General features: G+C 47.8%; 20 protein-coding genes. All 20 read right to left on the bottom strand.

The features are described from left to right. Positions 1 to 13: 13 nt before the first annotated feature. On the bottom strand, positions 14 to 193 hold the full coding sequence (gene rpmD / locus ACX1C1_RS04405; protein ID WP_458955932.1) for a 50S ribosomal protein L30: 180 nt from the start codon (positions 191 to 193) through the stop codon (positions 14 to 16). A gap of 13 nt (positions 194 to 206) precedes the next feature. Continuing rightward, positions 207 to 704, bottom strand: a complete 498-nt coding sequence (rpsE, locus tag ACX1C1_RS04410) for a 30S ribosomal protein S5 (RefSeq protein ID WP_068679339.1) — start codon at positions 702 to 704, stop codon at positions 207 to 209. Positions 705 to 729: 25 nt separating this feature from the next. After that, positions 730 to 1,098 carry a 50S ribosomal protein L18 gene (gene rplR / locus ACX1C1_RS04415; RefSeq protein ID WP_458955933.1) on the bottom strand — a complete coding sequence of 123 codons (369 nt, stop codon included), beginning with the start codon at positions 1,096 to 1,098 and terminating at the stop codon, positions 730 to 732. Between the two features lie 63 nt (positions 1,099 to 1,161). Continuing rightward, positions 1,162 to 1,704, bottom strand: a complete 543-nt coding sequence (gene rplF, locus ACX1C1_RS04420; RefSeq protein WP_458955934.1) for a 50S ribosomal protein L6 — start codon at positions 1,702 to 1,704, stop codon at positions 1,162 to 1,164. A 31-nt stretch (positions 1,705 to 1,735) separates the two neighbouring features. Beyond that, a complete protein-coding gene (gene rpsH, locus ACX1C1_RS04425; protein WP_087570321.1) occupies positions 1,736 to 2,134 on the bottom strand; it encodes a 30S ribosomal protein S8 in 399 nt (132 codons plus the stop codon). Positions 2,135 to 2,166: 32 nt separating this feature from the next. Continuing rightward, the gene (locus tag ACX1C1_RS04430) at positions 2,167 to 2,352 is read right to left on the bottom strand and encodes a type Z 30S ribosomal protein S14 (protein WP_458955935.1); all 186 of its coding nucleotides are present in this window, start codon (positions 2,350 to 2,352) and stop codon (positions 2,167 to 2,169) included. 26 nt (positions 2,353 to 2,378) lie between these two features. After that, complete coding sequence (gene rplE, locus ACX1C1_RS04435; RefSeq protein ID WP_087570320.1) at positions 2,379 to 2,921, bottom strand: 50S ribosomal protein L5; 543 nt, start codon at positions 2,919 to 2,921, stop codon at positions 2,379 to 2,381. Between the two features lie 31 nt (positions 2,922 to 2,952). Continuing rightward, a complete protein-coding gene (gene rplX, locus ACX1C1_RS04440; protein WP_087570319.1) occupies positions 2,953 to 3,306 on the bottom strand; it encodes a 50S ribosomal protein L24 in 354 nt (117 codons plus the stop codon). Positions 3,307 to 3,358: 52 nt separating this feature from the next. Next, on the bottom strand, positions 3,359 to 3,727 hold the full coding sequence (gene rplN, locus ACX1C1_RS04445; RefSeq protein WP_087570318.1) for a 50S ribosomal protein L14: 369 nt from the start codon (positions 3,725 to 3,727) through the stop codon (positions 3,359 to 3,361). Between the two features lie 45 nt (positions 3,728 to 3,772). Continuing rightward, a complete protein-coding gene (gene rpsQ, locus ACX1C1_RS04450) occupies positions 3,773 to 4,036 on the bottom strand; it encodes a 30S ribosomal protein S17 (protein ID WP_458955936.1) in 264 nt (87 codons plus the stop codon). A 51-nt stretch (positions 4,037 to 4,087) separates the two neighbouring features. Continuing rightward, positions 4,088 to 4,288, bottom strand: a complete 201-nt coding sequence (gene rpmC / locus ACX1C1_RS04455; RefSeq protein ID WP_119803804.1) for a 50S ribosomal protein L29 — start codon at positions 4,286 to 4,288, stop codon at positions 4,088 to 4,090. Further along, the gene (rplP, locus tag ACX1C1_RS04460; RefSeq protein WP_458955937.1) at positions 4,278 to 4,712 is read right to left on the bottom strand and encodes a 50S ribosomal protein L16; all 435 of its coding nucleotides are present in this window, start codon (positions 4,710 to 4,712) and stop codon (positions 4,278 to 4,280) included. The genes rpmC and rplP overlap by 11 nt, the downstream gene beginning before the upstream one ends. A 2-nt stretch (positions 4,713 to 4,714) precedes the next feature. Beyond that, the gene (gene rpsC, locus ACX1C1_RS04465; protein ID WP_458955938.1) at positions 4,715 to 5,377 is read right to left on the bottom strand and encodes a 30S ribosomal protein S3; all 663 of its coding nucleotides are present in this window, start codon (positions 5,375 to 5,377) and stop codon (positions 4,715 to 4,717) included. Positions 5,378 to 5,390: 13 nt separating this feature from the next. Continuing rightward, positions 5,391 to 5,726, bottom strand: a complete 336-nt coding sequence (gene rplV, locus ACX1C1_RS04470) for a 50S ribosomal protein L22 (RefSeq protein ID WP_458955939.1) — start codon at positions 5,724 to 5,726, stop codon at positions 5,391 to 5,393. Positions 5,727 to 5,769: 43 nt separating this feature from the next. Beyond that, on the bottom strand, positions 5,770 to 6,051 hold the full coding sequence (gene rpsS, locus ACX1C1_RS04475; RefSeq protein ID WP_308098082.1) for a 30S ribosomal protein S19: 282 nt from the start codon (positions 6,049 to 6,051) through the stop codon (positions 5,770 to 5,772). Between the two features lie 67 nt (positions 6,052 to 6,118). After that, the gene (gene rplB / locus ACX1C1_RS04480; RefSeq protein WP_458955940.1) at positions 6,119 to 6,949 is read right to left on the bottom strand and encodes a 50S ribosomal protein L2; all 831 of its coding nucleotides are present in this window, start codon (positions 6,947 to 6,949) and stop codon (positions 6,119 to 6,121) included. Between the two features lie 17 nt (positions 6,950 to 6,966). Further along, the gene (gene rplW / locus ACX1C1_RS04485; RefSeq protein WP_458955941.1) at positions 6,967 to 7,260 is read right to left on the bottom strand and encodes a 50S ribosomal protein L23; all 294 of its coding nucleotides are present in this window, start codon (positions 7,258 to 7,260) and stop codon (positions 6,967 to 6,969) included. Continuing rightward, positions 7,260 to 7,883, bottom strand: coding sequence for a 50S ribosomal protein L4 (gene rplD, locus ACX1C1_RS04490; RefSeq protein WP_458955942.1), 624 nt, complete (start codon positions 7,881 to 7,883; stop codon positions 7,260 to 7,262). The genes rplW and rplD overlap by 1 nt, the downstream gene beginning before the upstream one ends. Positions 7,884 to 7,913: 30 nt before the next feature. Beyond that, positions 7,914 to 8,537 carry a 50S ribosomal protein L3 gene (rplC, locus tag ACX1C1_RS04495; RefSeq protein ID WP_458955943.1) on the bottom strand — a complete coding sequence of 208 codons (624 nt, stop codon included), beginning with the start codon at positions 8,535 to 8,537 and terminating at the stop codon, positions 7,914 to 7,916. A 51-nt stretch (positions 8,538 to 8,588) separates the two neighbouring features. Continuing rightward, positions 8,589 to 8,897 carry a 30S ribosomal protein S10 gene (gene rpsJ, locus ACX1C1_RS04500; RefSeq protein WP_005544556.1) on the bottom strand — a complete coding sequence of 103 codons (309 nt, stop codon included), beginning with the start codon at positions 8,895 to 8,897 and terminating at the stop codon, positions 8,589 to 8,591. Between the last annotated feature and the right edge of the window lie 305 nt (positions 8,898 to 9,202).

A 9,202-nucleotide genomic window follows, 5' to 3' on the forward strand; every position in this document is an offset into this window, starting at 1 on the left:
CGGTTGCTTTATGTTAGACTTCTTCGACTTTAACCAAATGGTTAACCGCGTTAACCATACCGCGGACTGCCGCACTGTCGTCATGAACGACCGATTGACGAATTTTGCGAAGGCCAAGTGCTTCGACCGTTGCACGTTGTTTCTCGTTGCGGCCGATCAAACTGCGAACGAGGGTGATTTGCAATTTTGCCATCTTATTTCCCTCCTTAACCTAGCAGCTCTTCGACTGTTTTTCCACGCAGCTTTGCAACATCTTCCGCACGTTTCAAACGGGAAAGACCTTCAAGCGTCGCGTTAACCATGTTCAGGGAGTTCGAAGAACCAAGAGATTTCGTTAAAATGTCGCCTACGCCAGCCAGCTCAAGAACTGCACGAACTGGACCGCCAGCGATAACACCAGTACCCTCGGAAGCAGGTTTCAGCAGAACTTCGCCAGCTCCGAAGTGACCAAGCACAAGGTGAGGAATCGTAGTTCCTACGAGTGGAACGTGAATCAGGTTTTTCTTAGCATCTTCAATACCTTTGCGAATCGCATCTGGTACTTCGCCTGCTTTACCGATTCCCGCGCCCACGTAGCCTTTGCCGTCGCCAACTACTACAAGTGCGCTAAAGCTGAAACGGCGTCCGCCTTTTACAACTTTTGCAACACGGTTGATATGAACTACTTTTTCAGTAAGTTCTAACGTATTAGGATCTACACGCAAGTCGTTTTACCTCCTTATTGAGTGATTAGAAATTCAGGCCAGCTTCGCGAGCTGCTGTAGCCAATGCAGAAATTCTGCCGTGATACAAGTAACCTCCGCGGTCGAATACAACCTCAGTTACGCCTTGAGCTTGAGCGCGTTTTGCGATCAGCTCGCCAACTTTAGCTGCAGCTTCGACGTTACCGCCGTTGCCGATTGCTTCAGTCAACTCTTTATCCTTTGTCGATGCCGATGCTAGCGTTACGCCTGCAACGTCGTCGATCAGCTGTGCATACATATGCTTAGCGGAACGGAAAACGGACAGACGCGGACGTGCAGCCGTACCGTTGATTTTCTTGCGAACACGAAGGTGTCTTTTCAGACGAGCCTTATTTTTGTCGCCTTTCGTAATCATGCCTGTTTCACTCCTTTCTTTTTGCCCTATGAAGCTATTGTAAGGAACGTCGCACGTTCCTTATTATTTCTTCTTACCAGCTTTACCTTCTTTGCGGATGATGCGCTCGCCTTCGTATTTGATACCTTTGCCTTTATACGGCTCAGGTTCACGTACGGAACGGATTTGAGCGGCAACAGCGCCTACGCGCTCTTTGTCGATACCGCGAACAGTAATTTTCGTGTTAGCTGGAACCTCGAACTCGATGTTGCTCTCGGGAGCAATTTCAACCGGGTGGGAGTAACCAACGTTAAGCACGATTTTATCTCCGGATTTGCTAGCACGGTAACCTACGCCTACGAGCTCCAAGTTTCTTGAGAAGCCGTCAGTAACACCTGTCACCATGTTTGCGATAATGCTGCGAGTCGTTCCGTGCAGGGAACGATGCAATTTATTGTCGGAAGGACGTTCGATCACGATCTCGGTTTCAGCCACATTGACTTTCATATCCTTGTGGATGTCACGAGTAAGCGTGCCTTTCGGTCCTTTTACAGTAATAACTGTGTTGTCCAAGTTGATTGTTACACCAGCTGGGACAGCAATTGGTTTGCGACCAATACGGGACATTGTTACACCTCCTGTCTTTCTGACTTATTGATTACCAAACGTAGCAGACGACTTCGCCGCCGGATTTAACCTGGCGAGCTTCTTTGTCTGTCATAACGCCTTTGGACGTGGAAATAATCGCGATTCCCAGTCCGCCAAGCACGCGAGGAACCTCAGTTGCTTGCGTGTATACGCGCAGACCTGGCTTCGAAATACGTTTCAGGCCAGTGATGACGCGCTCTTGGTTCGGGCCGTATTTCAAGAAAATACGGATAATCCCTTGTTTGTTGTCTTCGATATATTCAGCATCGCGGATAAAGCCCTCGCGCTTCAAGATCTCAGCGATTTGCTTCTTCACTTTCGAAGCTGGCATTTCCACTGTTTCGTGACGAACAACGTTCGCATTGCGAATGCGCGTCAACATATCTGCAATCGGATCAGACATAACCATTTATGTGAACCTCCTTCCCGAACTAGGCTTGATTACCAGCTTGCTTTTTTAACGCCAGGAATCTGGCCCTTGTATGCTAACTCGCGGAAACAAATCCGGCAAATTTGGAACTTTTGCAAAACAGAGTGCGGACGGCCGCAACGCTCACAGCGCGTATAAGCGCGCACTTTGAATTTCGGTGTGCGTTGTTGCTTCACTTTCATCGAAGTTTTTGCCACTGGGTATTACACCTCCTACAAGTGGATTACTTCGTGAACGGCATGCCCATTTGGGTCAGCAGCTCACGAGATTCTTCGTCCGTTTTTGCCGTCGTGACGATGACGATATCCATACCGCGTACTTTATCAACTTTATCATACTCGATCTCAGGGAAGATCAGCTGTTCCTTAAGGCCCAGCGTGTAGTTTCCACGTCCGTCGAATGCTTTAGTCGATACACCGCGGAAGTCACGTACACGCGGAAGGGAAATGTTGAACAGCTTGTCGAGGAAGTGGTACATGCGCTCACCGCGCAGTGTAACTTTAACGCCGATTGGCATGTTCTCACGAAGCTTGAAGCCCGCGATAGATTTTTTAGCACGAGTGACAACCGGTTTTTGACCGGAGATGATGCGTAGCTCTTCTACAGCAACATCTAGAATTTTGGAGTTGGATACTGCTTCGCCAACACCCATGTTGATTACAACCTTCTCAATCTTCGGAACTTGCATTACCGAAGTATAGTTGAACTTCTGCATCAAGGCAGGAGTGATTTCATTAAGAAAGCGACCTTTCAGTCTTGCTGTCATTGTTCATGGACCTCCTTTCTTACCATAACGATTAGTCGATCTGTGCTCCGGATTTTTTGGCGATCCGGACTTTCTTGCCGTTGTCGAGCACTTTGTAACCGATACGGGTTACGCCGCCGCTCTTCGGATCCACGTGCATGACGTTCGATACGTGGATTGGAGCTTCCTGCTCGATGATACCGCCTTGCGGGTTTGCTTGGGAAGGACGCGAATGCTTCTTCACCATGTTAACTCCCTCAATCAGTACGCGGTTCTCACGAGGATAAGCTGCGATGACGCGGCCCTTCTTACCTTTATCTTTACCGGTAATTACGATGACCGTATCGTCCTTTTTGACATGCAGTTTATTGTTGTGGGATTCCAATACTTTTTTCAGTCTTGGCATTTGTTACACCTCCTGCTCGCTAAGCTATCAGGCTTTATCTTGTCGTTCTTGATTAGATTACTTCCGGTGCAAGCGATACGATCTTCATGAAGTCCTTATCGCGAAGCTCACGGGCAACTGGTCCGAAGATACGTGTGCCGCGCGGGCTCTTATCTTCTTTAACGATTACTGCAGCATTCTCGTCGAATGCAATGTAGGAACCGTCTTTACGACGTACCGAACGTTTCGTACGAACGATAACCGCCTTAACTACATCACCTTTTTTGACAACGCCGCCTGGCGTTGCTTGTTTGACGGAGCAAACAATCAGATCGCCGATATGACCTACGCGACGGCCAGTACCGCCCAGTACGCGGATACACATCAGTTCTTTAGCGCCGGAGTTGTCGGCAACACGCAAACGTGTAAATGGTTGAATCATGGATTACGTCCTCCTTTCGGCATTCATACGGGCACTAATCGCTCATTAAAGAACAATCGCTACTTCGACAATCTCAACCAATCTGAAGCGCTTGTCTTTGGATAGTGGACGAGTCTCCATGATTTTAACGGTATCGCCGATTTTCGCAGTGTTGTTTTCGTCATGGGCTTTATATTTTTTCGTATATTTAATGCGTTTATGGTACAAATCATGTTTTTTGTAAGTTTCTACAGCCACCACGATTGTTTTGTCCATTTTGTCGCTTACCACTTTGCCAATTTGAACTTTGCGGGCATTGCGTTCGCTCATGTTTTGCCTCCTTCCTTCATCCGTGATCGTTATATTGTGCAAGGTTTAATATTAGCTGCTGATTCCGAGTTCTCTTTCACGCAAAACGGTTTTAGCACGAGCTATTTCCTTACGCACGTCACGAATGCGAGTCGGGTTGTCCAGTTGGCCAGTAGCCAATTGGAAACGAAGGTTGAACAACTCTTCTTTGAAACCAGCGATTTGTTGTTCAATCTCAACAGAGGTTAGGTTGCGAAATTCACTAGCCTTCATTTGCTTCACCACCCACTTCTTCGCGTTTCACGAACTTCGTTTTTACAGGCAGTTTGTGAGCCGCAAGGCGCATTGCTTCACGAGCTACTTCTTCAGGTACGCCAGCCAGCTCGAACATGATTTTGCCCGGCTTAACAACGGATACCCATTTCTCAACGTTACCTTTACCGCTACCCATACGCACTTCGAGAGGCTTTTGAGTGATCGGTTTGTCAGGGAAGATCTTAATCCATACTTTACCGCCACGCTTGATGTAACGAGTCATTGCGATACGAGCCGCTTCGATTTGACGGTTCGTGATCCAAGATGGTTCAAGCGCTTGTAGACCGTATTCGCCGAAAGCAACAGTAGTGCCGCCTTTAGCGCGACCTTTCATGCTACCGCGTTGTTGCTTACGGTGTTTTACACGTTTTGGTACCAACATGATTAGTTGCCTCCTTCCAGGGGAGCTTTCTTCTTCGTAGGAAGGACTTCGCCACGATAGATCCATACTTTTACGCCGATGCGGCCGTAAGTCGTATGTGCTTCAGCTGTGCCATAGTCAATATCAGCACGAAGCGTATGAAGCGGAACCGTACCTTCGCTGTAGCCTTCACTACGTGCGATCTCTGCGCCACCGAGACGTCCGCTAACAGCGGTTTTAATCCCTTTGGCACCGGCGCGCATGGAACGTTGAATTGCTTGTTTCAATGCACGGCGGAAAGATACGCGACGCTCAAGTTGTTGTGCGATGCTTTCTGCTACCAAGATAGCGTCCAGATCGGCTTGTTTAATTTCAGAGATGTTAATGTGTACTTTTTTGCCCTTCGAAATCTTTCCGAGCTCCGTACGAAGGTTCTCAACTTCGGAACCGCCCTTACCGATTACCATACCTGGTTTAGCGGTTTGGATCGTTACGTTCACGCGGTTAGCCGCGCGCTCGATTTCGATGTGGGATACTGCTGCGTCTTTCAGCTTGTTCTTCAAGTACTCACGGATTTTCACGTCTTCTAGAAGAAGATCGCCAAAGTCTTTGCCTGCGTACCATTTGGATTCCCAATCACGGATGATCCCGACACGAAGACCGACTGGATTTACCTTTTGACCCACACGTTATCCCTCCTTATTTTTCAGATACCACCAAGGTGATGTGGCTGGTTCTTTTGTTAATCCGGCTTGCGCGACCCATCGCGCGAGGGCGGAAACGTTTCATTGTTGGACCTTGGTTTGCAAATACTTGCGTTACAACCAAGTTGTTCACGTCCATTTGGTAGTTGTGCTCAGCGTTAGCAATTGCAGAGTTAAGCAGTTTCTCGATAATCGGGGAAGCGGCTTTCGGCGTGTGACGCAGAATCGCAATCGCTTCGCCAACCTTCTTGCCACGGATCAAGTCCGCTACGAGCTGCGCTTTACGAGGAGCGATACGTACGAAATTAACGTGCGCTTTAGCTTCTGGCATGTGGGAACCTCCTCTCGTTCTTTAAAAGATGTTAAAGGGCAACTTAACGTCTGCCCGTTTTCTTGTCGTCGTTCGCATGACCTTTGTAAGTACGAGTCGGTGCAAACTCACCGAACTTGTGTCCTACCATGTCTTCAGTCACGTATACTGGCACGTGTTTACGTCCATCGTATACCGCGATTGTGTGCCCGATGAATTGTGGGAAAATCGTCGAACGGCGGGACCATGTTTTGATTACGACCTTTTTGTTTGTTTCGTTCAGATCCTCGACTTTCTTAAGCAGATGTCCGTCGATGAATGGACCTTTCTTCAAACTGCGACCCATGTAGAATCCTCCCTTCGCATAAGCACTGGCGTGATGACTCCATCACGCGGATTGTATCAAGCAACTATTATTTCGTGCGACGACGAACAATGTATTGGCTCGATGCTTTCTTTTTCTTGCGTGTTTTGTAGCCCAATGTCGGTTTGCCCCATGGGGACAACGGCGACTTACGTCCGATTGGAGCACGGCCTTCACCACCACCGTGTGGGTGATCGTTCGGGTTCATTACTACGCCGCGGACTTCAGGACGTTTGCCGAGCCAACGGTTACGACCGGCTTTACCGATTTTCACGAGTTCGTGATCTTCGTTGCCTACAGAACCAATTGTAGCGCGGCAAGTGCTCAGGATACGGCGAACTTCGCCGGAGCTCAGACGGATGGAGACATAATCTTCTTCCTTACCAAGCAATTGCGCTTCAGTACCAGCTGCGCGAACCAATTGGCCGCCTTTACCTGGCTTCAGCTCAATGTTGTGGATAATTGTACCGACAGGGATATTTTTAAGCGGCAACGTGTTGCCGATTTTGATATCGGAATCAGGTCCAGAAACGATTTGATCGCCTACTTTAAGGCCCTTAGGAGCGATAATGTATGCTTTCGCACCGTCAACGTAGTGGATCAGAGCAATGTTCGAGGTACGGTTCGGATCGTATTCGATCGTCGCAACGTTACCTACGATACCGTCTTTAGTACGTTTGAAATCAATGATACGATATTTACGTTTGTGTCCGCCGCCATGGTGGCGAACCGTAATTTTACCTTGGTTGTTACGACCAGCTTTTTTGAAGAGCGGTGCAAGCAACGATTTCTCCGGTGTGCTTGTCGTGATTTCCTCGAATGTGGATACGGACATCGCACGACGAGCTGGAGAGGTCGGTTTGTACTTTTTGATTGGCACTTGTATTCCCTCCTTTTCTAAACAGACGTTTCAAAGAACTCAAGTTCTTTGCTGTCAGCGCTAAGCTGAACGATTGCTTTTTTCCAGTCAGGTCTGTAACCGCTATGTTTGCCATAACGCTTCGGCTTACCAGCAACACGCATTGTGTTAACGCTGGTTACTTTTACGTTAAAGATTTGCTCAATAGCTTGTTTGATTTCGGTTTTGTTCGCGCGAAGGTCTACTTCAAACACATAACGTTTAACAGCCATGAAATCGCTCGTACGTTCCGTTATAACCGGGCGCTTGATAATATCGCGTGGATTTTTCATTACGCAAGCACCTCCTGTACTTTCTCTACTGCTTCCTTAGTGATGATCAGCTTGTCATAAACAAGTACGTCGCGAACATTGATGCCGTCAGCTGCAACGAATTTCACACCAGGAATATTACGTGCGGACAACGCTACATTGTCCTCATAGTTAGCTGTTACAACCAAAGCCTTACGATCAGCTTTCAGGTTGTTCAGAATGCTCTTGAATTCTTTCGTCTTAGGAGCCGCGAATGTCAGTTGATCCAGAACAATAATGTTGTTCGCGATCACTTTAGAAGACAATGCGGATTTAATCGCAAGACGACGAACTTTCTTAGGCAATTTGAAGCCGTAAGTGCGTGGTGTTGGTCCGAAGACCGTACCGCCGCCAACCCATTGCGGGGAGCGAATGGAGCCTTGACGCGCGCGTCCTGTGCCCTTTTGCTTCCAAGGTTTGCGACCGCCGCCGCGTACTTCGGAGCGACCTTTAGTCTTGTGCGTGCCTTGACGTTCAGCAGCTTGCTGTAGAACGACTGCACTATGCATAACGTGAGTATTAGGCTCGATACCGAATACGTTCTCTGCCAGTTCCAATTCGCCTACTTGCGAACCGCTCACATTGAATACTGTTACTTTAGGCATTTCGTGTTCCTCCTTTCTTTTTAAGAACGATTAGTTCTTAACCGTTTGTTTGACTTTAACGAATCCGTTTTTAGGTCCTGGAATGGAGCCTTTAACGAGGATTACGTTGCGTTCCGCATCTACACGGATAACTTCAAGCTTCTGGATCGTGATTGTCTCGTGACCCATGTGACCTGGTAGGCGTTTGCCCTTTGGTACGCGGTTCGCTTGGATGGAACCCATCGAACCTGGACCGCGGTGGTAACGGGAACCGTGGGACATAGGACCCGTGCTTTGTCCCCAACGTTTGATAACGCCGGCAAAGCCTTTACCTTTAGAAATACCTGTTACGTCAACAAATTCGCCCTCCGCGAACAAGTCAGCTTTCACTTCCTGGCCAACTTCATATTCACCAAGATTGATTCCGCGAATTTCGCGAACGTAGCGCTTAGGAGTCGATCCAGCTTTCTTAGCGTGACCGATTTCCGGTTTGTTGGATCTTTTTTCTTTCTTATCAGCGAAACCAAGCTGTACGGACTCATATCCGTCAGTTTCGACTGTCTTCTTCTGAAGAACAACGTTTGGACCAGCTTCGATTACCGTTACTGGAACTACATTGCCGTCAGCTGTAAATACTTGAGTCATTCCAAGTTTTTTACCTAAGATACCTTTCATGTTGACACCTCATTTCCTCTCTATGATCGTATATACGGATGTTTGTGCATATTAAAGCTTAATTTCGATATCTACACCGGACGGCAGATCCAAACGCATCAACGCATCAACGGTTTGCGGTGTTGGATTCACAATATCGATCAAACGCTTGTGTGTGCGCATCTCGAATTGCTCACGGGAATCCTTGTACTTGTGAACCGCACGAAGAATAGTGATGATTTGCTTTTCCGTTGGCAACGGAATCGGCCCGGATACGCCTGCACCGGAACGTTTTGCAGTTTCCACGATTTTCTCTGCGGATTGATCAAGAATTCTGTGATCGTATGCTTTCAAGCGGATACGAATCTTTTGCTTTGCCATATAAGTCCCTCCTTCTTTCGCCCAATTTTTTAATCGGACATACTCCGTGAGAATAACCCGCCACAAGCTCCATGGCAAAGGAGCCGGGTGTGTCGGCAACCTCTCACATCAACGCAACGTCAGACCAACAGTCAATATTATATCGGATTGGGCGGGCGATTGCAACTAAAACATTCTTTCTCTCGAATATTTATTGAAATTGCTGAATCCCGCATCACTAAAGGCTTTATTGGCACTTCACTTTGGTCTTCATGCACTTTTGATCCACATCCAAATGATGCCTAAACCAAACTTTATCTGATTTC

The organism is Paenibacillus sp. strain BS8-2 (assembly GCF_054483835.1).